This window comes from Streptomyces griseicoloratus, assembly GCF_014534645.1.
GTDB classification, from domain to species: domain Bacteria; phylum Actinomycetota; class Actinomycetes; order Streptomycetales; family Streptomycetaceae; genus Streptomyces; species Streptomyces griseicoloratus.
In genome coordinates this window covers 18,631-41,109 of sequence record NZ_JACVQF010000236.1, presented here as the reverse complement: position 1 = coordinate 41,109, position 22,479 = coordinate 18,631, and the positions used below count along the sequence as shown (strand labels likewise).

The following is a 22,479-nucleotide window of genomic DNA, read 5'->3' as shown; positions in this document are numbered from 1 at the left end:
CGGCCCCCGGGACCGGTGACCGGCACCCGCCCTGCCCCCGGTGGCCGGGCCCTCGGCCGGACGGCGACCGGGACCGAAGGCCGAAGGCCGGAGGCCGGTAGCCAGCCCCCAGCCCCGGGCCGACAGGCGGGCCGGCGAGACGCCGACGGACGGTGACCGGCGGCCGGGACCGGCGGCCGGCAGCGGCGGCCGGGGACGGTGGCCCAGGGGCCGGGGCGGTTGCGGTGCCGCGGGCGGCGGGGCGTGCCGGTGTTGTCGCCGAATGGACCACGCCGGATCGCGCAGCGACCGGGCGGCGGTGACGATGAACGGGATCGTTGCGGCCAGGTACGAAGGATGACAGCCATGCTGCGAGAGCAATCCGGTCGCCGTCGACGAGCCGTCGTGGCGGCACTCGGCTGTGCGCTGGCCGCTGTCGTGCTCACCGCGTGCGGCGACGACGGCACCGCCCCCTCGCCCACGCCGACGCCGACACCCACCAGCCCCGACACGGCATCCTTTTCCGGACTGCCGCCCTCGGCCCTCGCCTCACAGGCGGCCTCCGCGATCGCCTCCGCCCGGGCCTCGGCCTCGGCGGCGGCCTCCTCGGCATCCGCCCGCGCCTCCCAGTTCGAGGCGTCCGTCGAGGCCGAGGCCGCCCGCGCCAGTGCCGCCGCGGAGAAGGTGCTCAAGGACGTCAAGGGACGCGGCAACGCGGTGTCCGAGGTCGGGATGACGGGCCTGCCCAGGAACGAGACCAGCGGGCTGCTCGCCGTGCTGGTCACGATCACCAACAAGACCGACGACACGGCCTCGTACGCCGTGCAGGTCGATTTCGAGGACTCGTCCGGAAAGGTCGTCGAGACGAAATTCGTCGGCGTCGAGGACCTCGGCCCCGGCGAGAAGGAACAACCCATCGCGTTCAGCCGGCAGCCCGCGGACGCACAGCTCACGCCCCGTCTCGCCAAGGCACAGCGGTACTGACGTCACGGCCGGATTTGAGCCATGGAGGACTGATGGGCAACCTGGTGGTCGCGGGAACGGACGGCTCGTCGTCCAGTTTCGCCGCGGTCGGGACGGCCGCCCTGGAGGCCCGGCGGCGGCACGCGGACCTGCGTGTGGTGTACGCCCTCAACTGGCCCGTCCGACCCATGTACTCGCCGCTGGACACGACACCGATCAACCGCCTGGTCAGCGAGGCCGCGGAGCGTGCGCGCAGCGTGGCCCCGGGGGTGACGGTCACCGAGGCCATGGTGCCCGGCGACACGGTGTCGGTGCTGGAGGCCGAGTCGCGGGAGGCGGACCTGCTGGTCCTGGGGGCCCGCGGGGCGGGCGGGCTCCTCGGCATGCTGCTGGGATCGACGGCGGCGTCCGTGACGGCCCACAGCCGGTGCCCGGTGATGGTGGCCCGCGAGGAGTCGCCCGAAACCGGTCCGGTCGTACTGTGCGTCGACGGCTCGCCCGCGAGTGAGGCGGCGGTCGGGTTCGCCTTCGCCGAGGCGGCGCTGCGCGGAGCCGAGCTCGCCGCCGTGCACGTATGGCTGCCGGACTACGCACCGCCCGGGACCGGCGTGGAGAGCGCGGAGCGGCTGCTGGCCCAGGCGCTCGCCGGGCACGCGGAGAAGTATCCGGACGTCACGGTCAGGCGCGAGGTCGCGAGCGGCGAAGTCCGGGAGGTGCTGATCGAGCGGAGCAGGACCGCGCAGCTCGTGGTCACCGGAGCCCGGGGGCGCGGTGGGTTCACCGGCCTCCTGCTGGGATCGGTGAGCCAGGCACTGCTGCACCACGCGCACACTTCCGTCGCCGTCGTCCGCGGCCGGACGTGACGGAACGCGACCTGTGAGTCGGCCGAGACAGTCGAGGCTGTCGAGACCTTCGAGTCATAGGGGACCGTGGTCGAGTCGCGAGTCCCGTGGGGCTCTGGAACAGTGGCAGAGGTGAGTGCCCGAGGCGCCGGGTCGCGGTGGGCGGGTCCAAGCCCGCGTGTCCCAAACCCGCGTGTCCCACGCGCCGTGGCCGTACCCCCGAAGGAAGGTCAGTCAGGTGAAGGCATTCGTGATGCGGGAGATCGGCCGCGTGGGCTTCATGGAGAAGCCCGTTCCCGAGCCGGGCCCGAACGACGCTGTCATACGGACGACCAAGGCCCTGATCTGCACGTCCGACTCCCACACCGTCCAGGGCGGCATCGGACCACGGGAGAACCTGACGCTCGGTCACGAGGCGGTGGGCGTCGTGCACGCCGTCGGCAGCGAGGTGAAGGACTTCCGGCCCGGCGACCGGGTGCTGATCGGGGCCATCACGCCCGACTGGGGCGACCTCGCCTCCCAGAACGGATATCCGTCGCAGTCCGGAGGGCCCCTGGGCGGGTTCAAGTTCGCCAATTCCAAGGACGGGGTCTTCGCCGAGTACTTCCACGTGAACGACGCGGACGCCAATCTCGCCCGGATCCCGGACGGTGTCAGTGACGACGTGGCGGTCTACTGCGCCGACATGCTGTCGACCGGCTTCATGGGGGCGGAGAAGGGAAACATCCCGGTCGGCGGGACGGTGGCCGTTCTCGCGCAGGGTCCCGTGGGCCTGATGGCGACGGCGGGGGCCAGACTCCGGGGTGCAGGCCTGGTCATCGGGGTGGAGTCGGTTCCCGGCCGGCAGAAGCTGGCGCGTGCGTACGGCGCCGGGGAGATCGTCGACTTCACCAGCGAGGACGTCGTGGAGCGGGTCCTCGAACTGACCGACGGGCAGGGCGTCGACACCGCCATCGAGGCCCTGGGCGCCGATGTGACCTTCCAGACCGCGGTCAAGATCACCAAGCCCGGGGGCACGATCTCCGTCATCGGGTACTTCGGCGAGGGGGAGTTCGTCCGCATCCCCCGCGTCGAGTGGGGCGTCGGCATGGCCGACAAGACGATCGCGACGGGGCTGTGTCCCGGTGGCAGGCTCCGCATGGAGCGGCTGCTGCGGGTGCTGGAGGCCCGCATGGTCGACCCCTCCCCCATGACGACCCACGAGTTCGCCTTCGACGACATGGAACGGGCCTTCGAGGTCTCCGACAAGAAGCTCGACGACGTCGTGAAGGTGCTGATCGGCTTCTAGTCCGCTCCGCCGGTCACCAGCTGTCGGTGCTGCGGGAAGAGAGACGGCATGCACGATCCCGACCCCCCTTTCCGGCCGCTGCGCAGGCGGAACGGATACCTGCCGCTGGAGGACCTCGGCCTCGTCGGGGACGGGGCGACGACCGCGCTGGTCGGCCTGGACGGCTCCATCCCGTGGCTGTGCCTGCCCAGGTTCGACTCCGAGCCCGTGTTCTGCGGGCTGCTGGACCACGCGCGCGGCGGGCACTTCACCCTCGCGCCCGAGGACCCGGTCGAGGCCAGACAGCGGTACGAGCCCGACACGGGCGTCCTGACGACCGAGCTGCGCAGCGCCACCGGCCTGGTCCGCATCACGGACGCGCTGGTCCTGCGGTCCGGGGCGGACCTCACCGACGACGTTCCGGCCGACCGCGCCGAGCTGGTCCGCAGCGCGCAGGTCCTGCACGGGCACGTGCGGCTGCGGATGGAGCTGGAGCCGAGGGGCGGCGGGCAGACGCGGTCGCTGTTCAGCGGGTTGGAGGTACGCCCGTCCCGGCGGCCGGACCTGCGGCTGCACCTGCGGTCCAACCGTCCCCTGACGGGCCTGCGCACCACCCACGACCTCCAGCAGGGCGACCGCCTCGACCTCGTGCTGTCCTGGGGCCGCTTCCACCGGCACCACCGCCTCGACGCGGACGCCATGCTGCGGGCCACGGCCGACGCGTGGCGCCGCTGGATGCGGCACTTCCGGTACGACGGCCCCGAGGAAGCGCTGGTGCGACGGTCGGCCATCACCCTGAAGCTGTGCGACGACCTGGTCAACGGGTCGCTCGTCGCGGCACCCACGTCCTCGCTGCCCGCGCCCATCGGCGGGATCCGCAACTGGGACTACCGCTACGCCTGGATCCGGGACGCGGCGTACGCGGTGTTCGCGCTGCGCCGCATCGGCTTCGGCGGCGAGGCCGACGCCTTCCTCGGATGGGTCCTCGACGCCTTCGAGTACAGCCGGCACCCCCGGATCATGTACGCCCTCGACGGCAGCACGGTGCCGGACGAGGTGGAGGACGCCGAGCTGGAGGGCTATCAGGGGTCCGCCCCCGTGCGCTGGGGCAACGGCGCCGCCGACCAGCGCCAGCACGACGTCTACGGCGAGATCCTGGACTGCGCCGACCAGTGGCTGCTCTCGGGCGGGGACATCCAGCCGCCGCTGTGGGCCCGCCTGGCACGGCTGGCCGACACCGCCGGGCAGGCGTGGCGGCAGCCGGACCAGGGCATCTGGGAGGTGCGCAGCGAGGGCCGGGCGTTCACCTACTCGGCCGGGATGTGCCAGGTGGCGCTGGACCGGGCGGCGTCGATCGGCTCGCGGCTCGGTCTGCCGGGGGACGTCGCGGCCTGGCGGTCGTCGGCCGACGAGCTGCGCCGGCTCATCCTCGAACGGTCCTGGGACGAGGAGGCGCAGACCCTGAGCGTGCACCTCGACGGCGGCGGCGCGGTCGACGCCAGTCTGCTCGCGCTGCCGATGCGCCGGGTGATCCCGGCCGACCACCCGAGGATGGTGGCCACCGTGTCCGCCGTGTCGCAGCGCCTGTCGGCGGGTGACGGCCTGCTCTACCGCTATCTGCACAAGGAGTCACCCGACGGCCTGGCCGGCGACGAGGGCGCCTTCGTGCTGTGCAGCTTCTGGCTCGTCGACAACCTCATCGGCCAGGGCCGGACCGACGAGGCCGAGGAGCTGTACGCCTCGCTGTGCGCCCGCGCCGGCCCGCTCGGCCTGCTGTCGGAACAGATCCACCCGTCCACCGGAGAGTTCATGGGCAACTTCCCCCAGGCGTTCAGTCACATCGGGATCATTGCCAGCGGGGTGAACCTCGCCCGGGCGAGAGCAGGAGGCGGCCAGACATGATCGACCGGCTTGTCATTCTCGGCGCGACGGGCGACCTGAGCGCACGGTACCTGCTGCCCGCGCTGGCCGCGCTCAGGGCGAACGGAGACCTCGGCGACCGCTTCGAGCTGACCGGCGCGAGCAGGGAGGACTGGGACAGCGAGCGCTACCGGCAATGGGTGACCGCCCGGCTCGACCGGCACGGCGGGGACCTGCCGGCCGACGCCAGAGCGGCCGTCGCGAACGCCACCCGCTATGTCCGGGCCGATGTCACCAGCCCCGGCGACCTGGCCTCGGCCATCGCCGGCGAAGGTCCCGTGGCCCTCTACCTCGCCCTGCCCCCGGCCCTCTTCCCCGTCGTGATCACCGCCCTGCACGAGGCCGGCCTGCCGGAGGGCAGCAGGATCGTCCTGGAGAAGCCCTTCGGCGAGAACCTGGCCGACGCCCAGGGGCTGAACCGGTTGCTGGCCGAACTCGTCCCCGAGCAGGCCGTGTTCCGGGTGGACCACTTCCTCGCCATGACGACCGTCCAGAACGTGCTGGGCAGCCGGCTCGCCAACCGTGTGCTGGAGCCCATCTGGAACAGCACCCACATCGCCGAGGTGGACATCGTCTGGAACGAGACCCTGGCGCTGGAGGGCAGGGCCGGCTACTACGACACCGTCGGGGCGCTCAAGGACATGGTGCAGAACCATCTCCTCCAGCTGCTGTGCCTGGTCGCCATGGAGCCGCCCGTCACCCTCGGCGAACGCGACCTGCGCGACCGCAAGGTCGACGTGCTGCGCTCGGTGCGGCTGCTGACCGAGGACGACGTCGTACGCCGTACCCGCCGCGGCCGCTACCTGGCGGGCCGGGTCCAGGGCCGCGACATCCCCGCGTACGCCGACGAGGAGGGCGTGGACCCACGCCGCCGGATGGAGACGTACGCCGAAGTGGAACTGGAGCTGGAGAGCTGGCGCTGGTCGGGAACGACCTTCCGGCTCCGCAGCGGCAAGGCACTCGGCACGGACCGCAAGGAAGTGGCGGTGCGCTTCCGGTCCGTGCCCCACCTGCCCTTCGGGCACACCGGCGAGCCCCTGCCCAACGTGCTCCGCTTCGGGCTGGAGCCGGAGAGCCTGACCTTCGATCTGACGGGCATCGGCGCCCACCCCCACACCCTCGCTCCGCTGTCGCTGACCGCGCAGATGGCACCGCCCCACCTGCCCGCGTACGGCAGGCTGCTGCTCGACGTCCTGAACGGGGACCCCTCACTGTCCATCCGCGGTGACGAGGCCGAAGAGGCCTGGCGGGTGCTGACCCCGGTGCTGGACGCGTGGGAGCGGGACCTCGTGCCGCTGGAGGAGTATCCGGCCGGCTCCGAGGGGCTGCCTCCCCGGCCCTGCGGAGGCGGGCAGCAACGGCGCGGCGAGCTGCTGTACGCCGAGGCGGCGCCGCCGGCCGACGCCCCCTGACCGACCTCGTGAAAGGACGCCCGGATGTCCCTCGGCGCCGAGCACCGCACCCCGTGCATCGCGGTCACGGGTGTCGCCGGCAGCGGCAAGTCCACGGTGGCGCGCCTGCTCGCGAAGCGGCTCGGCGTCCCCTTCGCGGAGGGCGACGACTTCCACTCCCCCGCCAGCGTCGCCAAGATGGCGGCCGGCACTCCGCTCGACGACGCCGACCGCGACCCGTGGCTGCGCTCCATCGGCCGCTGGCTGCACGAGCACGACGTGGCGGGCACCGGCGCCGTGGTCTCCTGCTCCGCCCTGAAGCGCCGCTACCGGGACACGCTCCGAGCGGCCTGCCCGGGCGTCTTCTTCCTCCAGCTGACCGCCGGCCGCGAGGTCCTGGCCGGCCGGCTCGGCCGGCGCCGCGGCCACTTCATGCCGCACACGCTCCTCGACTCGCAGCTCGCCGCCCTCGAACCTCTCCAACCGGACGAGCACGGAGCAGAGTTGGACGCCACACCCGCACCGGACACCGTCGTCGACTCGGCCACGGCCGTGCTGCCGACCGGGTGACACACCCTGCACGGCATGTCCCGTGCACGGTGCGGACCACCCGGACGGACCGCTGCGGTGGCCGGTCGTGGACGGCGGAGTGAGTCTGGGACCGTCGATGCAACGCGGCCGCCCGGCGAGGCGGTGTCCGCGAGTCCACACCGTGCGGAAGGGCCATGACGTGGCGCAGTCACCCGGCGGAGTCCGGCAGCACCCCCACAGCAGCGCACGGCCACTGGGCGGGGGCCCTGCCCTCTTCGCCGGGTGGGCGCTGGAGCTGAGCGGGACGCTCAGCATTCTCCTGGGCGTCGTCGGTGTCACCCGCGAGACCCTTTTCGGCTCGCCCGACTACACCTACGAGTTCAGCCTGACGGCGTGGGGCTGGATCCACATCGTCATCGGCATCGGCCTCGTCGCCGCCGGCTTGGGGGTGCTGGTCGGCCGCAGCTGGGGCAGGGGCGCCGGTGTGGCACTGGGCGCGGTCAGCCTGATCACCCAGTTCATGTTCCTCCCCTACTACCCGCTGTGGTCGATCAGCGTGATGACGCTCGACCTCCTCGCGATCTGGACGCTGGCCAGGTTCCTCACGACGGAGGACTAGGGCCTGTCTGACAATTCCCGCCTGCCCCGCGACGCCATGCACGCTCCCCCAGAGGGGGTACCCCCACTCGCCCCACCGGGAGCAGACCCAAGTACGTCCAGTACGAGGGTCTGCGCCCGGCACGCCGAGAGCACGCACCTGACGCCGCGGGGCCGCCCTCCGGGCGACGACGGGAATTGTCAGACAGGCCCTAGCGCAGGCGGCCCCGCTTCGCCTCCATCGCCGCCCTGCCCTCGGCGCCCTTGCGCTTCCACTCCCGCCGGATCTCGGACCGCAGCCGTGCGTCGGTCTTGGCGACGATGCGCTGGTTCTCCCGCATCAGCTTGCGGTAGCTCTCCAGGCGCCGCTCCGGCAGGTCGCCGGAGTCGATGGCGGCGCGCACCTCGCAGCCGGGCTCGGATTCGTGGGCGCAGTCGTGGAACCGGCAGTCCTGCGCCAGTTCCTCGATCTCGGCGAACACCTGACCGACCCCGCTGCCCGCGTCCCAGAGCCCGACCCCGCGCAGTCCGGGGGTGTCGATGAGCACTCCCCCGCCGGGCAGCGCGAGCAGGTTGCGGGTGGTCGTGGTGTGCCGTCCCTTGCCGTCGACGTCCCGGGCTGCCCGGACGTCCATGACGTCCTCGCCGACGAGGGCGTTGGCCAGGGTGGACTTGCCCGCGCCGGACTGCCCGAGCAGCACCGACGTACCGCCGCAGACGACGGCGGCCAGGACGTCGAGTCCGTCCCCGTACGCGGCGCTGACGGGCAGCACCTGCACGCCCGGCGCGGTGGTCTCGACGTCCTGGACGAGGTACGCCAGCGTCGCGGGGTCGGTCACGAGGTCGGCCTTGGTGAGCACGACCACGGGCTGCGCCCCGGACTCCCAGGCGAGCGCGAGGAACCGTTCGATCCGGGCCAGGTCCAGCTCGACGGCGAGCGAGACGGCGACGATGGCGTGGTCGACGTTGGCGGCGAGGATCTGCCCCTCGGACCGCTTGGAGGAGGTGGAGCGCACGAAGGCGGTACGGCGCGGCAGATACGTCCGGACGTAGCGCGGGTTGCCGTCCGGTTCGACCGCGACCCAGTCGCCGGTGCAGACGACGCGCAGCGGGTCGTGCGGGGTGACGAACGCGGTGTCGGCCCGCAGGGTCCCGTCGGCGGTGACCACGTCGCACTGCCCGCGGTCGACACGGACCACGCGTCCGGGCAGCAGCCCTTCGGCGGCGTAGGGGGTGAACGCGTCCGCCCATGCGTCGTCCCAGCCGTAGGGAGCGAGCGCGGAGAAGGCGGAGAAAACGGAGGTGGAAGTCAAGGGTGCCCCTTCAAGGGGTGGCCCCGGCGAGAAAGGTCGGGTCAGCCGGCGGCCACGGAGGTGGACTCGGTGAACTGGATGCGGGCAGCGCCCATCACAAAGACAGCCATCGGTCACACCTCCTCGTCCTCGCTCGTTCCGACGGCGGCCACCGGCCGCCGCGCTCTGCGAGCTCACCTTAGAGCGGTCCCCGGCCCGGCGCCATCGGTTTTTTTGCGCAGACCCAGTCGGGCCCGGTCGGGCCGCGTCACTGCGTCAGGCCCGGTCGCATTCCCGGCCGTTCAGGGTGAAGTCGTCCGGCGGGGAGTTCCTGCCGCGCCAGGAGGCGAGGAAGCCGAAGGCGAGGCTGCCGCCGGCGGGGACGGTGGCGTTGTAGCCGGTGGCGGTGGCCGTGACGCGGGAGCCGTCGTGGGTGTGGGTCGCGTCCCACATCTGGCGGATCCGCTGGCCGTCGGGGAAGGTCCAGGCGACGCGCCAGGAGTCGAGGGGGCGGCCGGTGGTGACGGTGACGGTGGCCTGGAAGCCGTCGGGCCACTGGGTGACGAGGTCGTACCGGACGCGGCAGGTCGCGGGCGCGGTCGTGCCGGGGTCCGGCACATCATCGGAGCCGGTGCCGCTGCCGGTCGTGGCGTCCGAGGGGCTGCCCTGGGGTTCCGGGTCGGAGTTCGCCGGCCTCTCGGACACCGTCCCCGAGGCCGCCGTCCCCGAGGGCGTCGTCCGCGGGCCCGTCGTCCCGGCCGGGCGGTCGTCCGGGGCCGTCCCCCGCGTTCCGCCCTTCGGGGTGCCGCTGGACGGCTCCCTGCTGCCGGACGAGAGGCCGGCCGCCGGGGAGGGCCGCGCCGGGCCGGGGTCGGCCGGCGCGCGGCCCGCGGCGGTCCCGTCGGCGGCCGCGGGGTCCTCGGCGGTGCCGCCGAAGGGCCTCAGGGAGACGGTGAGCGCCACGAGGGAGACCAGGGCGGCCGTGACGAGGAGGCCGCCGCGCACGAGGCGGGCCCGGAGCGTGCAGGCCGGCGTCGTGTCCCGCACCGCGTCGCCGTCGTCGTCGGCGGGTCCCGGGCGCCCGGCGCCGAGCCGCGCCTCGGCGGCCCGGCGGCGCAGCTCCAGGTAGGCGGGGCCGCCCCAGCCGAGGACACCGCCGGCGAGGGCCGCGGGCAGTGCTCCGCCGTGCGTTCCCGGGCAGGCGGCGGCCTCCGCACAGCCATCACAGCCGGCGAGGTCGTCGGGGGCGCCGGCGGCGGGCGTCCGGGCGTCCGTGGCCGGCAGGCGGGCGCGGTCGCGGCACCCCGGCTCCCGCGAGGCGTCGAGGTGGACCTGCCGGCAGCGGTCCCGGAACAGGTCGCGGGCCCGGGCGAGTGCGCCGGGGGCGGTGGCCGGGTCGAGGCCGAGCCTGCGGGCGACGACGGGCAGTGGCAGTGCCTCCACGTCGGCCAGCCACAGCAGTTCCGCGTCCCGTGCAGGCATGTCCCGCAGGACGCGCGGCGCGAGGGGGCGGCGCGACGGCGGTCCGGCGTGGCGGGCCGCGGCCTCCGAGTGCAGCCACCGCCGCAGGCCGGGGTCGAGGTCGTGGCCCTGTCCGCCGTCCTCCCAGGCCGCCGCCGTGGTGCGTACGGCGGTCAGCAGCAGCGGGATGCGGGGCAGCCGGGCGGGCCGGCCTCCCGCGCGCCGGGCCGTGGGGGCGGCCGCGGCCCGCAGCTCGCGCATGCCGCGGGCGAACGCCTCGGTGGCCAGCCGGGTCGCGGCGGGCGTCCCGGCCGTGCACAGGCCGGCGTAGGAGAGCACCGCGTCCCAGCACTCGGCCGGCAGCGGGGCCTCGGCGGCGTCCTCGGGGCTCGGCAGGTCGGGCATCGGTCTCCTGCGTCCACGGGCGAGGTCAACTCACGGCACAGTGCGCACAGTTGGAGTTGCCTCACGGCAGGCGCCGAGCCTGTCACGTCCCGGGCACGGCTGACAAGCGGCGTGTTCGGAGCCTGCGAACACGCGTGCGATCCGGCCCGTCAGACCTCCACGGGCTCGTCCGCCGGCAGGCTGTCCATGAACGAGCTGACGGAGAAGACCGCGTTGCCGGCGCCGGGCGGGCCGTAGCCGGGGGGCGAGGACAGGCCGAAGTCCTCCATGGTCTGCCGGTAGGCCTGGAGCAGCCGGATGTGGTACTCCAGCGGCGCGCCCTGCGGGTTGGCCTTGCCGAGCGGGGTGGTGGGCTCGGGGCACCAGGTGGTGAAGCGGGGCGTGATGCCGTGCGACATGAAGAAGCGCAGGCCCTCGGTGGTGGACGCGATCGCCTCGTCGACCGTCTTGAAGCCGAACGGCTCGGCCATCTCCACGCCCGCGACGAAGTTCGGGATGACGTTGCGCGCGCCGAAGACGTCCGCGGAGTCCAGGATCCGCCTGTGCCACTCGTCGCGGCCGACGTACCGCTCCTTGCCGGGGCAGTACATCTTGAACAGGTACTCGTCCCACACCTCGAAGTTGGGGTGGTAGATCTGCACGCCGTAGTCCTTGAAGCGCTGGACGTCCGGCTTGGGCAGGGCCTGGGCGACGACCTTGCCGATCCAGCGGCCGGGGAAGCGCTCCTCGATGGCCTTGGCGTAGTGGCCGTAGAAGTCGGCCTCGTCGCGGCCGGAGACCGTCTTGGTGATGGCGCCGCCCGTGAGGGTGTAGGCGGTGGAGGCCTTCGCCGTGTCGTACCGGTCGATGATCTCCAGGGCCTCCAGCACCTCCTCGACGTCCTTCACGCCGGTGTAGGGCCGGCCGGCGGCCTTGTGCTGGCGCCAGTTGTGGTTGATGTCGCAGTACTGGCACTCCTCCTTGGCGCCGAAGTACTGGCAGACCCGGAAGACGGTCAGGTAGATCAGGTAGCCCCACTGGATGGTGGGGGCCACCTCCATGACGGACTTCCCGTTGGAGAGGGTGTGCCGGTAGTACTCGGGCATGGGCGGCACGCCGACGTCCGAGATCCGCCTGCCGTCCAGGTAGAGGCCGAGCTGGCCGTGCTCGTCGGCGGCGACCCGGTAGGGCGAGGCGGGGTTCACGCGGACCGAGACGACGGTGCGGCGCAGGTCGTAGGGGCCGCCGGTGAGGATGATCTCCTCGGGCGGGCGGCGCAGCGCGGCCTCGCCCAGCTCGGGCAGGGTGCCGTGGTCGAAGGAGAAGATGAAGTACGACTTCGGCTTGACCTCGCCGTCCTCGTTGTCGCTGAGGGCCGACGGGTCGAAGGCGACCCCGCCGCGGAGCAGGTCCTCCTTGAAGACGGCTTCCCGCGGTACGTGCGGAAAGCGCTCCATCAGATCCTCGACCAGCGCGGTACGGCTGCCCATCCGTGTCTCCTCCCGGCTCAGGCGTTCGACTTCTCACGGTATGCCCCCGCTGGTGCGCCTTCCCCGCCGGGTCCCCTCCCGGCGCGCCAGGTAGGTTTCCGGCGGAGGACTCCGTTCCTCACGGATCTCAGGGAGGGCTGCGCGATGACCGACACCACCGTGACCAATTGGGCCGGGAACATCACCTACACGGCCAAGGAGCTGCACCGGCCGCACTCGGTGGCCGCGCTGAAGGCCCTGGTGGCGGACAGCGCGCGGGTGCGGGTGCTGGGCAGCGGGCACTCCTTCAACGGGATAGCCGAGCCGGGCCCCGAAGGCGTGCTGCTGTCGCTGGCCGCGCTGCCCGCCGAGGTCGACGTCGACACGGCGGCCCGTACGGTACGGGTCGGCGGCGGCGTGCGGTACGCGGAGCTGGCCCGGCTGGTGCACGCGCGGGGGCTGGCGCTGCCCAACATGGCGTCGCTGCCGCACATCTCGGTGGCCGGGTCGGTGGCGACCGGCACGCACGGTTCCGGGGTGGCCAACGGTTCGCTGGCGTCGGTGGTGCGGGAGGTGGAGCTGGTCACGGCGGACGGCTCGACCGTGACCGTCGCGCGGGGCGACGAGCGGTTCGGCGGTGCCGTGACCTCCCTCGGCGCGCTCGGCGTGGTGACCGCGCTCACCCTCGACCTGGAGCCGGCCTACGAGGTCGAGCAGCACGTCTTCACCGAGCTGGATCAGGCCGCGCTGGACGCCGGGACGTTCGAGACGGTGATGGCGGCGGCGTACAGCGTGAGCCTGTTCACCGACTGGCGGGCGCCGGGCTTCCGGCAGGTGTGGCTCAAGCGGCGCACGGACCAGCCGCTGTCCGCCTTCCCGTGGGCGGCGCCGGCCACCGAGAAGATGCATCCGGTGCCGGGCATGCCCGCGGTCAACTGCACCGAGCAGTTCGGGGTGCCGGGGCCCTGGCACGAGCGGCTGCCGCACTTCCGCGCCGAGTTCGTGCCCAGCAGCGGGGCCGAGCTGCAGTCGGAGTACCTGATGCCGCGCGAGCACGGCCTCGCCGCCCTGCACGCGCTCGACGCGATCCGGGAGACGGTCGCGCCGGTGCTGCAGACCTGTGAGGTGCGCACGGTGGCCGCCGACCAGCAGTGGCTGAGCCCGGCGTACGGGCGGGACACCGTGGCGGTGCACTTCACGTGGGTGGAGGACACCGACGCGGTGCTGCCGGTGGTGCGGCGGGTGGAGGAGGCGCTGGACGCCTTCGAGGCGCGCCCGCACTGGGGGAAGGTGTTCACGACCCCGGCGGCGGTGCTGGCCGGGCGCTATCCGCGTCTGGCCGGTTTCCGGGCGCTGGTGGAGGAGCTGGATCCGCGGGGCACGTTCACCAACGCGTTCGTGCGGGAGGTGCTGGGGGGATGACACCGGCCGACGGCCGGCGGGTGCGGGCGTATGCCGCCGAGGGCGCCGTGTGGGCCCGGCTGGCCGCACTGCTGCCGGGGGCGGACGACGCCGACGAGGTGCGGGGGTGCTGGGAGATCGGGGAGCAGGAGGCCGGGCTGGAGGTGCTGGTCGGGCGGCTGCTGGAGCAGGAGTTGGCGGTCGGTGACACGGCGCGGGCCGAGCTGGCGGTGATGGCCGAGCAGTGGGGCGTGTGGGACCGGCTCGGCACGGGGATCGTGGCCTGCCTCCCGGGTCCCGCCGGGCCGGCGCGGCTGCGCGTGCACGAGGACGGCGCCGAGCCGCCGGTGCCCGCGCGGTCGGTGCTGGAGGACCCCGCGCCGGGCGGACTGGTGCTCGTCCCGTGGGTCTCCTGCGCCGGCTGCGGCCTCGTGCTGGCCCGGGCGCACGTGTACGAGGAGTGGGAGGAGCTGTCGTACCTCGCCGAGGCGTACGTCGTGCACGCGCCCGGCGCCTCCCGTCCGCCGCGCGTGTTCGCGCGGTCGGAGGCCGACGACGCGGCCTGGTCGGCGCTGGCCGCCCTGCGGGAGGGCTGCGGGTGCGGCTGAGCCGGCCGGTTCAGGTGCGGCCGGACCGGCGTATCGGGGTGAACAGCGCGGCGACCGCGATCAGGACGCAGGCGGCCCCGGCCACCAGGGCGACCGGCGTGGTGCCGTGCCGCTCCGCCGCCCAGGTGAGGACGGCGGCGCCGACGGGGGCCGCCGAGTACTGCAGGGTCCAGTAGGCGGAGGTGACCCGGCCGAGCAGGGGCTCGGGGGTCACCTCCTGCCGCAGGGACATCGAGCAGGTGCCCGCCATGCCGACGCAGGCCAGGAAGGCGGCGCTCAGGACGGCGACGACGGGCACGTCCCGGGCCCAGCCGAGTCCGGCGAAGGCCAGTCCGCACACCGCGACGGAGCCGGTCCAGGTGCGGCCGAAGCCGAGCCGGCGGCGCACCCGGGCCACGAGCAGCGCTCCGGCGATCGTGCCGACGGCGCCGGCCGCCATGACGGTGCCGACCGTGCCGTCGTCGTGGCCGAGGTCGTGCTTGAGGTGGTAGATGACCAGGTCGTTCAGGCCGAGGGTGAGGAAGCTGAACGCGCAGAGCAGGACGGTGAGGGCGCGCAGCACCGGGTGCCCGTACAGGAAGGACACCCCGGTCCGCAGGTCCTGCCACAGTCCGGGCCGCTTGCCCGGCGTGTCGTCCGCGGCACGGGACCGGAGCCGTACGAGGACCATGCAGGCGGCCGAGACGCCGAAGCTGGCCGCGTCCACGCCGACGGCGGCGGCCGGGCCCGACCAGGCGGCCACCACGCCCGCGCCGAGCGGCCCGAGCACCCCGGCCGCGGCGGCGGTCGCGTTGAGCCGGCCGTTGGCCTCGGTGAGCTGCTCGGTGCCGACCAGGCCGCGCACGACGGTGACGTAGCCGACGGCGAAGAGCATGCCGACGGCCTCGCACAGCGGCAGGACCACGTACAGCAGCCAGATCTGCGGGCCGAGCAGCCACACCACGGGGATCACCCCGTACAGCACCATGCGTACGAGGTCGCACCCGATGAGCAGTCTGCGGCGGTCGACCCGGTCCACCACGGCCCCGGCGAACACCGCGGCCACGACCGCGGCCGCGCCGCCCACGGCGGTCAGCAGGCCCATGCGGGCGATGGAGCCGGTGGCCTCCAGGACCAGCAGGGGCAGCGCGACCAGGGCGAAGGAGTCGCCGAGGACGGAGAGGGTCTGGGCGGTCCAGAAGACGCCGAAGTCGCGTTGCCGCCACAGCGGGCGCGGGTCCGGGCCGGCGTCCCGCCCGGTCCTCGGGCGGTGTGCCTCTTGCGTCATCCGGTTCCGTCCCCTCGCCGCGTGCCCGGTGCCGGGCAAGACTAGGGCGCCGCGGGGAGGGAGCGGTACGCGTTTTCCAGGCGGTCAGTGGTCCGCGCAGCAGGGCGTGGGGTCCGGGTCCTCGAACGGGACGAGGGTGCCGCCGGCGGCGGGCATGGCGGCGAGGACCAGTTCCCCGTCCTCCCACTGGGGGCGGACGAACTCCCGGGTGACGAGCCGGGTCGCGGGGTCGGGCCCGCCGGGCGCGCCGAGGACGCGGACCCGCGCGATCGCGGAGCGGTCCAGCAGCTCCGCGACCGTGAGGGTGCCGGTGAGTCCGGTGACGCCCGGGTAGAGCACCGCCCGCCCGCGCCGGTCCCACACGCCGTCCGTCACCGCGTACCCCTGGGCCGCGAGCGCGGTCCGGGCGGTGTCGAGCACCGCCGCCGAGCCCGCGCCCAGGGACAGTGCCACGCGTCGCCGGCCGCCGTCCTGGACCAGGTGCGTGCAGCCGAACACGTCCTCGGGGAGGGCGAGTCGGGCCGCGAGGTCCAGGAGCAGGTGGTCGGCCTCGCGCAGCTTCGTGACGTCGGTGTCGATGCCGATGGCGTACGGCGGTGGGGTCACGAGGGCAGGACCCAGACCGGGTTGGAGTAGAACCACAGGTCCTTCCACGGGTCGGCGTCGCCGACGACGTCGATGGCGGGACCGTGCGGGTCGACGGCCGCGCCCATCGCGCCCACGGCGCTCCGGTTGCCGTCGGTGCCGCGCAGGCGGACGTAGACGGGGTGGTCGACGCGGCCGAGGTCGTAGGTGAGGCGGACCGTGCCGGTGTTCTTGTTGACCTCGTAGGACTTGACGACCCGGGCGCTCGGGGCGGTGAAGGTGTCCTTGTCCTTGACCTCGCCGGTGACGTCGCCCTGGATGACGTCGACGCGGGCCAGGGTGGGCTGGAAACCGGCCCAGTTGGGGCCGCCGGCCAGCGCCACGTCCACGGTGAGGGTGACGCGGGTGCCCTTCCGGACGTGGAGGGCGCCGCCGAGGGTGGCCCAGCGGCTGCCGCCCGAGACGCGGACGTCGAGGCCGCTGATGAGCTGGCCGTGGTCGACCCAGACGCGGCCCGCGCGGATGCCGTCCATGACGGCGGCGTAGGAGAAGTCCTCGGCGCCGACGTGGGTGCGGCTGTAGTAGCCGGGCCAGTAGTCGTTCTCCGTGATGTCGATCGAGCCGCCGTAGACCGGGTCGTCGTAGCGGCCGTTGGCGTTGAAGTCGCCGCCGCCGCGCACGGCGGTGTCGCCGTAGACCTGGTGGGAGTCGGAGTTGGCGGTGATCCACCAGGGCTTGCCCTCGGCGAGCAGGCTGTCCCACAGGCCGCCGACGGTGGCGGTCATCCAGTCGAAGCCGCCCCAGGTGCGGTAGCTCTCCAGGGGGTAGGCGGCGAAGGAGTCGCTGCCGGGGCTGTTGTTGTAGATGCCGCGTGCGCCGCCGGGGCCGAGCGGCCCCGGCAGGCCGGCGGCCTGGTGGCCCGGGGCGCCCTCCATGCCGACGGCGATGCGGCGGCCCGCGGGGGTGGCGTCGCGCCAGGCGCGGATCTCGTGCGGGGAGTCGATGCCCTTGCGCGCCGGGTGGTTGGCGAGCATCAGGGCGTCCTTGACCTTGCGCCGCTCGACCTGCTCGGACAGGAAGGCGAGGCCCGCGATGGCGAGCGCCTCGTTGGCGGGCGACGAGCCGGTGGCGGCCTTGACGGCGCCGTCGTAGCCGGTCTCGAACTGCTTGAGGACGGAGACCTCGTTCTTGCCGGGGTGCACGAAGACGGTGCCGTGCTCGGCGGCCGGGATGTTCCACTCCAGGCCCTGGAAGACGAGGGTGTCCTCGTAGGCGCTGCGGGCCTCCTGGATGTCGGGGTTGACCTTCTCCACACCGATCTTGGCGTGCGTACCGCTGCCGTGGTCGGTGATGACGAGCCAGTCCATGCCGTGCCGGGCGCCCTGGCGGACCTGGTCGATGACCCGGTACTTGCCGTCGCTGCTGTACTGGGTGTGGATGTGGTGGTCGCCGGCGAGCCAGAGGAAGCCCTTCCCCCGGCGGCCGTTGCCGGCGGCCTGCGCGGGCGCGGCGGCCGTCTGGGCGAGGACGGTGCCGGCGGCGAGTCCGGCGCCGAGGAGGCCGGCCCGGCGCAACAGACCGCGGCGCGACTGCTGTTCGGGGGTCAGGGCCTCGTCGGGGACGGTGGTGTCGAAGGCGGCGGGCAGGGGCGGTGCGGCCTCGTGCTCGTGCGTGTGCGTGTGGGTGTGTCCGTGGTGGTGATGGCCGTGTGTGTGCCCGTGCCCGTGTCCCATGAAGCCCCTCCTGGATACCGCCGCCGTCCGCGGCTGTGAGGAGGATCGGGGCAGAAGGTGAACGTTGAACGACCAGCGGATGAGTCATGACCGACCCCGACACGACCGGTCGCCCCACGAGTCACAGGAACCACACACTTCCACACACCCGGACGGCCGACGGGACTCCGTATAGGCTTCTCCCTAGAAGCCCTAGGTTCCCGGAGGTCCCGTCATGCCCCGTGCCGGACTCAGCGCCGACCGCGTCGTCGCGGCCGCCGCCGACCTCGCCGATGAGGCGGGCTTCGAGAACGTCACGTTGTCCGCGCTGGCCCGGCACTTCGGCGTCAAGGACGCGAGCCTGTACACGCACGTCAGGAACCTCCAGGAACTGCGGACCCGCGTCGCGCTGCTCGCCGGTGCCGAGATGATCGAGGAGATCGCGCAGGCGGTCGCGGGACGCGCCGGCAAGGACGCGCTGGCGGCCTTCGCGGACGCCTACCGGCAGTACGCCCTGCGCCATCCGGGCCGGTACGCCGCCACCCAGATCCCCGTCGACCAGTCCCTGGTCGCCCACTCCCCCGCCCTGCGCCGCACCGCCGAGATCACCTACGGCATGCTCCGCGCCTACGGCCTCGGCGAACCCGACCTCACCGACGCGGTGCGCCTGCTGCGCAGCACCTTCCACGGCTACTGCGCCCTGGAGGCCGCCGGCGCCTTCGGCGCGCCCCGGGACGTCCGGGCGTCCTGGGACAAGGCGGTCGAGGCCCTGCACACGGCGCTGGAGCACTGGCCCCGCGAGCAGGCGCACGACGGCTGACCCGCGCCCGGCGGGGTGCCGGTCACCCCGCCGGGCCGTCGCCGCTCAGCGCGAGGACGTCGGCGTACGCCGGTGCCGCGCCCCGCGGCGTCCTGCCGGACCGGATGTCGGCCACCGTCTCCAGGGCCGCGCCCAGCGCCCGCCGGTACAGCAGCGAGCCGAGACTGACCCGGCGTACGCCGAGGTCGGCGAGGTGCGGCAGGGAGGGGCCGTCCGGGGTGTAGAGGACGTTGAGGGGGACGTCGAAGCGCCCGGCGACGGCCGCGATCGTGCGCGGATCGGTGAGGCCGGGGACGAACAGTCCGTCGGCGCCCGCCCGCCGGTAGGCGTCCAGGCGGTCCGGTGTGCCCTCGCCGTCGCCCAGCCAGTAGGTGTCGGTGCGGGCGTTGACGAAGAGGCCGGGGACCGCGGACTTGACCGCGGCGATTTTCGCGGCGTGCCGGTCGGCGGGGCCGAGCCGGTCCTCCAGGTTGATGCCGACGGCTCCCACGGCCGCCAGCTGCCGCGCGAACTGAGCCACCTCGTCCGGATCGTCGCTGAAGCCGTCCTCCGCGTCGACGGAGAGCAGGAACGGCTCGGAGCCGAGGGCGAGGGCCAGCTGGAGGGTGAGGTCGCGGGTCGCCGACGCCCCGTCGGGCAGTCCGGCGGCCGCCGCGACGCCCAGACTGGTCGTGCCGATCGCCCCGAACCCCTGGGCGGCGAGGGCGCGTGCGGAGGCGTGGTCCCACGCGCACGGCAGCAGCAGGGGCTCCCCGGCGCGGTGGAGGCCGGCGAAGGCGGTCATGACAGGTCTCCGACCGCGTCGGCGTAGTACGTGGACTCCTCGACGTGCCGGGCGAGCTCGCGGAAGCTCCAGCCCTCGCCGGGCGAGTGGTCCAGTTGCTCGTCGGTGAGCGCGTCGAGCCGGTTGGCCCAGATCCTGGCGAGCCGGGTGAGGCGGCTGCGGGCCTCGTCGAGGTCCTCCCGGGTGAAGGGGGCGCGGTCGGCGTCGGTCGTGACCGTGGAGGCGTGCCAGTGGTCGGGCTGGGTGGGCTCCCCCGCGAGCCGGGCCTCCAGCTCCGCGAGGTGGTCGATCATGTGGTCCGCCACGCGCCGGATCGCCTTGTGCGGGGTGTAGAGGCGGTCGTCGACGTGGGCGGGCTTCCCGTCCCAGGCGGTCCAGGTGGCGGCCAGGGCGAGGACGTGGTCGACCATGCCGGTGACGGCTTCGGCGGGCGTGATGGTGGCGGTGGCGGTGTTCGTGTCGCTCATGTCCCGAACGTTAGGCGCCCGTTGTTTCGGTCCCGGCCGAAGTGTCGGCGCACCTCGGCCGGGAGCCCCGGTTCACTCGCCGGCGCCGGCCGTGTCGGCGACGGGGACGCCGAAGTCGGGGGTGCCGTCCGCCTTCCAGCCGAGCTTCTGGACGCGGGTGTGGCGGTTGGGGTCGTTCAGCGGGTCGCCCGTGATCTCCTTGTACTGGCGGGCGTGGTAGACGAGGACGTCGGTGCGGCCGTCCTCGGCGACGGTGAAGCAGTTGTGGCCGGGACCGTACTGCCGGGTGGTGTCATTACTGGTGAAGACGGGGGTCGGCGACTTGGACCAGTTCGCGGGGTCCATCAGGTCGGCGTCCGCGTCGACGGTCAGCAGCCCCATGCAGTAGTTCCAGTCGGTGGCGCTGGCGGAGTAGGTCATGAACAGCCGCCCGTGGCGCGCGATGACGTACGGCCCCTCGTTGACCTTGAATCCGACGCACTCCCAGTCGTACTCGGGCATGGACAGCCGCACCTGAGGGCCCGTCAGGGTCCACGGGTTCGCCATCTCCGACAGCCACAGGGCGGTGTTGTTGTCCATGCCGGGCTCGTGCTGGGCCCAGGCCAGGTAGCGGGTGCCGCGGTGGGTGAAGGTGGTGGCGTCCAGGGAGAAGGTCTCCCACGCCGTCTTGATCTGCCCCTTCTCCACCCAGGTGCCGCGGAAGGGGTTGGGGTGCGCGTTCTCCAGCACCCAGATGCGGATGTCCCACACGCTCTCGGCGGGCGCTGCGGCGAAGTAGATGTACCACTTGCCGCCGATGCGGTGGAGTTCCGGTGCCCAGATGTGCGCCCCCATGTCACCCGCGGCGTGCTTGCGCCAGATCACGGACTCGGCGGCGGTCGCGAGGCCGTTCAGGGTGCGGGAGCGGCGCAGGATGATGCGGTCGTACTCGGGGGCGGTCGCCGTGAAGTAGTAGAAGCCGTCGGTGTGCCGGTGGATGTGCGGGTCGGCGCGGTTGCGGACGAGCGGGTTCACGTACGGGGCGGCCTTCCCGGGGGCGGCGGAGGCGACCCCGGGTACGGCGGCGAGGGCCCCGGCGGCGGCGGTGCCCTTCAGCAGCAGGCGGCGGCTGGGGGCTTCGGGCAGGTCGTCGGCGCGGCTCATGCGGACTGCCTCTCGACAGGGGGCGGATATGCGAGATATTCGATATTTCGAACAGCATGCGACATTGCGAACGCCGACAAGGTAAGGGCGGGACGGGACGAGGTCAACGGGTCCGACGAGGACTCCGGCGCCACGTCACGGGACGTGCCGTTCGACTAGCGTCGAAGCCATGACCGGCCGCACCACCGACACCCACGACACCCCCGACTCGCCGCACGTCCCGGCCTCCCTGGCCGAAGCCCTGGCCACGGGCCCCCTCGTGCTGGACGGCGGCATGTCCAACCAACTGGAGGCCGCCGGGCACGACCTGAGCGACGAACTGTGGTCCGCCCGGCTGCTCGCCGAGCGGCCCGAGGCGGTCACCGAGGCGCACCTCGCCTACTACGAGGCCGGGGCGGACGTGGCGATCACCGCCAGCTACCAGGCCACCTTCGAGGGCTTCGCCCGGCGCGGCATCGGGCACGCCGACGCGGCCCGGCTCATGGCGTCGAGCGTCGGCCTGGCGCGCGAGGCCGCCCGCCGGGCCCGGACGACCCGCCCGCTGTGGGTGGCGGCGTCCGCCGGCCCCTACGGGGCGATGCTCGCCGACGGCTCCGAGTACCGCGGCCGGTACGGGCTCACCGTCGCCGAGCTGGAACGCTTCCACCGCCCCCGCCTGGAGGTGCTGGCCGCCGCCCGGCCCGACGTCCTCGCCCTGGAGACGGTCCCCGACACCGACGAGGCCACGGCCCTGCTGCGGGCGGTACGCGGACTCGGCGTACCGGCCTGGCTGTCGTACACCGTCGCGGGCGACCGCACCCGCGCCGGGCAGCCCCTGGAGGACGCCTTCGCCCTGGCCGCCGACGCCGACGAGATCGCCGCCGTCGGCGTGAACTGCTGCGCCCCCGAGGACGCGGACCACGCCGTCCGCCTCGCGGCACGGGTGACGGGCAAGCCGGTCGTCGTCTACCCCAACAGCGGCGAGTCCTGGGACGCCGGTGCCCGCGCCTGGAGAGGCCGCTCCACCTTCGACACCGAGCGGGTCAGCGCCTGGCGCGACGCGGGCGCCCGGCTGATCGGGGGGTGCTGCCGGGTGGGCCCGGAGGCGATCGCGGGCATCGCACGGACCGTCAGACCGGCCCCCGCGTGAACTCGCACCACACGATCTTCCCCGGGTCCCGCTCCCCCACGCCCCACTTGTCCGCCAGCTCCGACACCAGCAGCAGCCCGCGCCCGCCCTCACCCGGCTCGCGCTCCTCGCCCTGCGGCACGGCGGGCACGCCGTCCCCGCTGTCGTGCACCTCCACCCGCACGCCGTCGCCGCACGGCAGCAGCCGCAACAGGAAGCCGCGGCCGGGCGGGACGCCGTGCACGAGGGCGTTGGTGACGAGTTCGCTGACGCAGAGCAGGATGTCGTACGCCCGTTCCCGCACGCCCCAGTCGGCGAGCGCGTCGCGGGCGAACGCGCGGGCGGCCGGGACGGATTGGCGCTCACGCCGGTAGAACCGCTCCCGCGGGAACGAGGGTTGAGTTTCGGTGTTCACGTGACGAGAGTCACGCTGCGTGGCCATCATGGGACAGTACGTGCGCTCGTACAGCCGGTTTGTACGGGTCCGC

At 73.5% G+C, this 22,479-nt stretch carries 21 protein-coding genes; 11 read left to right on the top strand and 10 right to left on the bottom strand.

What is annotated here, in order from left to right; genetic code table 11:
* The first annotated feature begins 345 nt into the window (after window positions 1-345).
* From H0H10_RS37395 to H0H10_RS37365, 7 genes are all read left to right on the top strand, one after another.
* Window positions 346-963: a hypothetical protein gene (locus H0H10_RS37395; protein WP_188185674.1), complete on the top strand. Its 618-nt coding sequence runs from the start codon at window positions 346-348 to the stop codon at window positions 961-963.
* A gap of 32 nt (window positions 964-995) precedes the next feature.
* Window positions 996-1,805 carry a universal stress protein gene (locus tag H0H10_RS37390; RefSeq protein ID WP_188185673.1) on the top strand — a complete coding sequence of 270 codons (810 nt, stop codon included), beginning with the start codon at window positions 996-998 and terminating at the stop codon, window positions 1,803-1,805.
* Between the two features lie 217 nt (window positions 1,806-2,022).
* Entirely contained in the window at window positions 2,023-3,072 is a 1,050-nt protein-coding gene (locus H0H10_RS37385) for an NAD(P)-dependent alcohol dehydrogenase (protein WP_188185672.1), read from the top strand.
* A gap of 48 nt (window positions 3,073-3,120) precedes the next feature.
* Window positions 3,121-4,953: a glycoside hydrolase family 15 protein gene (locus tag H0H10_RS37380; protein ID WP_188185671.1), complete on the top strand. Its 1,833-nt coding sequence runs from the start codon at window positions 3,121-3,123 to the stop codon at window positions 4,951-4,953.
* Window positions 4,950-6,383 carry a glucose-6-phosphate dehydrogenase gene (locus H0H10_RS37375; RefSeq protein ID WP_188185670.1) on the top strand — a complete coding sequence of 478 codons (1,434 nt, stop codon included), beginning with the start codon at window positions 4,950-4,952 and terminating at the stop codon, window positions 6,381-6,383. Before H0H10_RS37380 ends, H0H10_RS37375 begins: the two co-directional genes overlap by 4 nt.
* A 24-nt stretch (window positions 6,384-6,407) precedes the next feature.
* On the top strand, window positions 6,408-6,932 hold the full coding sequence (locus H0H10_RS37370) for a gluconokinase (RefSeq protein WP_188185669.1): 525 nt from the start codon (window positions 6,408-6,410) through the stop codon (window positions 6,930-6,932).
* Window positions 6,933-7,092: 160 nt separating this feature from the next.
* The gene (locus H0H10_RS37365; RefSeq protein WP_309141994.1) at window positions 7,093-7,512 is read left to right on the top strand and encodes a DUF7144 family membrane protein; all 420 of its coding nucleotides are present in this window, start codon (window positions 7,093-7,095) and stop codon (window positions 7,510-7,512) included.
* A 190-nt stretch (window positions 7,513-7,702) separates the two neighbouring features.
* On the opposite strand, the gene rsgA is transcribed toward H0H10_RS37365, so the two are convergent.
* The 3 genes from rsgA to H0H10_RS37350 all read right to left on the bottom strand — a co-directional run bounded on the left by rsgA (window position 7,703) and on the right by H0H10_RS37350 (window position 12,117).
* A complete protein-coding gene (gene rsgA / locus H0H10_RS37360) occupies window positions 7,703-8,803 on the bottom strand; it encodes a ribosome small subunit-dependent GTPase A (RefSeq protein ID WP_188185668.1) in 1,101 nt (366 codons plus the stop codon).
* 255 nt (window positions 8,804-9,058) lie between these two features.
* Window positions 9,059-10,648 (bottom strand): cellulose-binding domain-containing protein, encoded by a 1,590-nt coding sequence (locus tag H0H10_RS37355; RefSeq protein ID WP_188185667.1) that lies wholly within the window; start codon window positions 10,646-10,648, stop codon window positions 9,059-9,061.
* Window positions 10,649-10,797: 149 nt separating this feature from the next.
* A complete protein-coding gene (locus H0H10_RS37350) occupies window positions 10,798-12,117 on the bottom strand; it encodes a radical SAM protein (protein WP_188185666.1) in 1,320 nt (439 codons plus the stop codon).
* A gap of 144 nt (window positions 12,118-12,261) precedes the next feature.
* On the opposite strand from H0H10_RS37350, the gene H0H10_RS37345 reads away from it, so the two are divergent.
* Window positions 12,262-13,518, top strand: a complete 1,257-nt coding sequence (locus tag H0H10_RS37345) for a D-arabinono-1,4-lactone oxidase (protein WP_188185665.1) — start codon at window positions 12,262-12,264, stop codon at window positions 13,516-13,518.
* A complete protein-coding gene (locus tag H0H10_RS37340; RefSeq protein WP_188185664.1) occupies window positions 13,515-14,105 on the top strand; it encodes a hypothetical protein in 591 nt (196 codons plus the stop codon). Before H0H10_RS37345 ends, H0H10_RS37340 begins: the two co-directional genes overlap by 4 nt.
* Window positions 14,106-14,115: 10 nt before the next feature.
* Here H0H10_RS37340 and H0H10_RS37335 read toward each other — a convergent pair whose 3' ends face one another.
* From H0H10_RS37335 to H0H10_RS37325, 3 genes are all read right to left on the bottom strand, one after another.
* On the bottom strand, window positions 14,116-15,372 hold the full coding sequence (locus H0H10_RS37335; RefSeq protein WP_188185663.1) for an MFS transporter: 1,257 nt from the start codon (window positions 15,370-15,372) through the stop codon (window positions 14,116-14,118).
* 84 nt (window positions 15,373-15,456) lie between these two features.
* Window positions 15,457-15,978 carry a hypothetical protein gene (locus tag H0H10_RS37330; protein ID WP_188185662.1) on the bottom strand — a complete coding sequence of 174 codons (522 nt, stop codon included), beginning with the start codon at window positions 15,976-15,978 and terminating at the stop codon, window positions 15,457-15,459.
* Entirely contained in the window at window positions 15,975-17,690 is a 1,716-nt protein-coding gene (locus tag H0H10_RS37325; protein ID WP_188185661.1) for a PHP domain-containing protein, read from the bottom strand. Before H0H10_RS37325 ends, H0H10_RS37330 begins: the two co-directional genes overlap by 4 nt.
* A gap of 214 nt (window positions 17,691-17,904) precedes the next feature.
* Between H0H10_RS37325 and H0H10_RS37320 the strand changes: the two genes are divergently transcribed.
* Window positions 17,905-18,489: a TetR-like C-terminal domain-containing protein gene (locus tag H0H10_RS37320; RefSeq protein WP_188185660.1), complete on the top strand. Its 585-nt coding sequence runs from the start codon at window positions 17,905-17,907 to the stop codon at window positions 18,487-18,489.
* A gap of 22 nt (window positions 18,490-18,511) precedes the next feature.
* On the opposite strand, the gene H0H10_RS37315 is transcribed toward H0H10_RS37320, so the two are convergent.
* The 3 genes from H0H10_RS37315 to H0H10_RS37305 form a co-directional block, all read right to left on the bottom strand.
* Window positions 18,512-19,273: an isocitrate lyase/PEP mutase family protein gene (locus tag H0H10_RS37315; protein WP_188185659.1), complete on the bottom strand. Its 762-nt coding sequence runs from the start codon at window positions 19,271-19,273 to the stop codon at window positions 18,512-18,514.
* The gene (locus H0H10_RS37310; RefSeq protein WP_188185658.1) at window positions 19,270-19,740 is read right to left on the bottom strand and encodes a hypothetical protein; all 471 of its coding nucleotides are present in this window, start codon (window positions 19,738-19,740) and stop codon (window positions 19,270-19,272) included. The genes H0H10_RS37315 and H0H10_RS37310 overlap by 4 nt, the downstream gene beginning before the upstream one ends.
* Before the next feature lie 72 nt (window positions 19,741-19,812).
* Entirely contained in the window at window positions 19,813-20,883 is a 1,071-nt protein-coding gene (locus tag H0H10_RS37305) for a glycoside hydrolase family 43 protein (protein WP_188185657.1), read from the bottom strand.
* A 169-nt stretch (window positions 20,884-21,052) separates the two neighbouring features.
* On the opposite strand from H0H10_RS37305, the gene mmuM reads away from it, so the two are divergent.
* Complete coding sequence (gene mmuM, locus H0H10_RS37300; protein WP_188185656.1) at window positions 21,053-22,012, top strand: homocysteine S-methyltransferase; 960 nt, start codon at window positions 21,053-21,055, stop codon at window positions 22,010-22,012.
* On the opposite strand, the gene H0H10_RS37295 is transcribed toward mmuM, so the two are convergent.
* Entirely contained in the window at window positions 21,993-22,433 is a 441-nt protein-coding gene (locus tag H0H10_RS37295) for an ATP-binding protein (protein ID WP_188185655.1), read from the bottom strand. The genes mmuM and H0H10_RS37295 overlap by 20 nt on opposite strands.
* Between the last annotated feature and the right edge of the window lie 46 nt (window positions 22,434-22,479).

Bases quoted from the DNA above. Each gene is read 5' to 3' on its own strand.
- H0H10_RS37320 (WP_188185660.1), top strand. From the start codon at position 17,905: ATGCCCCGTGCCGGACTCAGCGCCGACCGCGTCGTCGCGGCCGCCGCC.
- H0H10_RS37350 (WP_188185666.1), bottom strand. From the start codon at position 12,117: ATGGGCAGCCGTACCGCGCTGGTCGAGGATCTGATGGAGCGCTTTCCG.
- H0H10_RS37325 (WP_188185661.1), bottom strand. From the start codon at position 17,690: ATGGGACACGGGCACGGGCACACACACGGCCATCACCACCACGGACAC.
- H0H10_RS37370 (WP_188185669.1), top strand. From the start codon at position 6,408: ATGTCCCTCGGCGCCGAGCACCGCACCCCGTGCATCGCGGTCACGGGT.
- H0H10_RS37315 (WP_188185659.1), bottom strand. From the start codon at position 19,273: ATGACCGCCTTCGCCGGCCTCCACCGCGCCGGGGAGCCCCTGCTGCTG.
- H0H10_RS37345 (WP_188185665.1), top strand. From the start codon at position 12,262: ATGACCGACACCACCGTGACCAATTGGGCCGGGAACATCACCTACACG.
- H0H10_RS37335 (WP_188185663.1), bottom strand. From the start codon at position 15,372: ATGACGCAAGAGGCACACCGCCCGAGGACCGGGCGGGACGCCGGCCCG.
- H0H10_RS37390 (WP_188185673.1), top strand. From the start codon at position 996: ATGGGCAACCTGGTGGTCGCGGGAACGGACGGCTCGTCGTCCAGTTTC.
- H0H10_RS37310 (WP_188185658.1), bottom strand. From the start codon at position 19,740: ATGAGCGACACGAACACCGCCACCGCCACCATCACGCCCGCCGAAGCC.
- H0H10_RS37340 (WP_188185664.1), top strand. From the start codon at position 13,515: ATGACACCGGCCGACGGCCGGCGGGTGCGGGCGTATGCCGCCGAGGGC.
- H0H10_RS37355 (WP_188185667.1), bottom strand. From the start codon at position 10,648: ATGCCCGACCTGCCGAGCCCCGAGGACGCCGCCGAGGCCCCGCTGCCG.
- H0H10_RS37395 (WP_188185674.1), top strand. From the start codon at position 346: ATGCTGCGAGAGCAATCCGGTCGCCGTCGACGAGCCGTCGTGGCGGCA.
- H0H10_RS37375 (WP_188185670.1), top strand. From the start codon at position 4,950: ATGATCGACCGGCTTGTCATTCTCGGCGCGACGGGCGACCTGAGCGCA.
- mmuM (WP_188185656.1), top strand. From the start codon at position 21,053: ATGACCGGCCGCACCACCGACACCCACGACACCCCCGACTCGCCGCAC.
- H0H10_RS37380 (WP_188185671.1), top strand. From the start codon at position 3,121: ATGCACGATCCCGACCCCCCTTTCCGGCCGCTGCGCAGGCGGAACGGA.
- H0H10_RS37295 (WP_188185655.1), bottom strand. From the start codon at position 22,433: ATGGCCACGCAGCGTGACTCTCGTCACGTGAACACCGAAACTCAACCC.
- H0H10_RS37305 (WP_188185657.1), bottom strand. From the start codon at position 20,883: ATGAGCCGCGCCGACGACCTGCCCGAAGCCCCCAGCCGCCGCCTGCTG.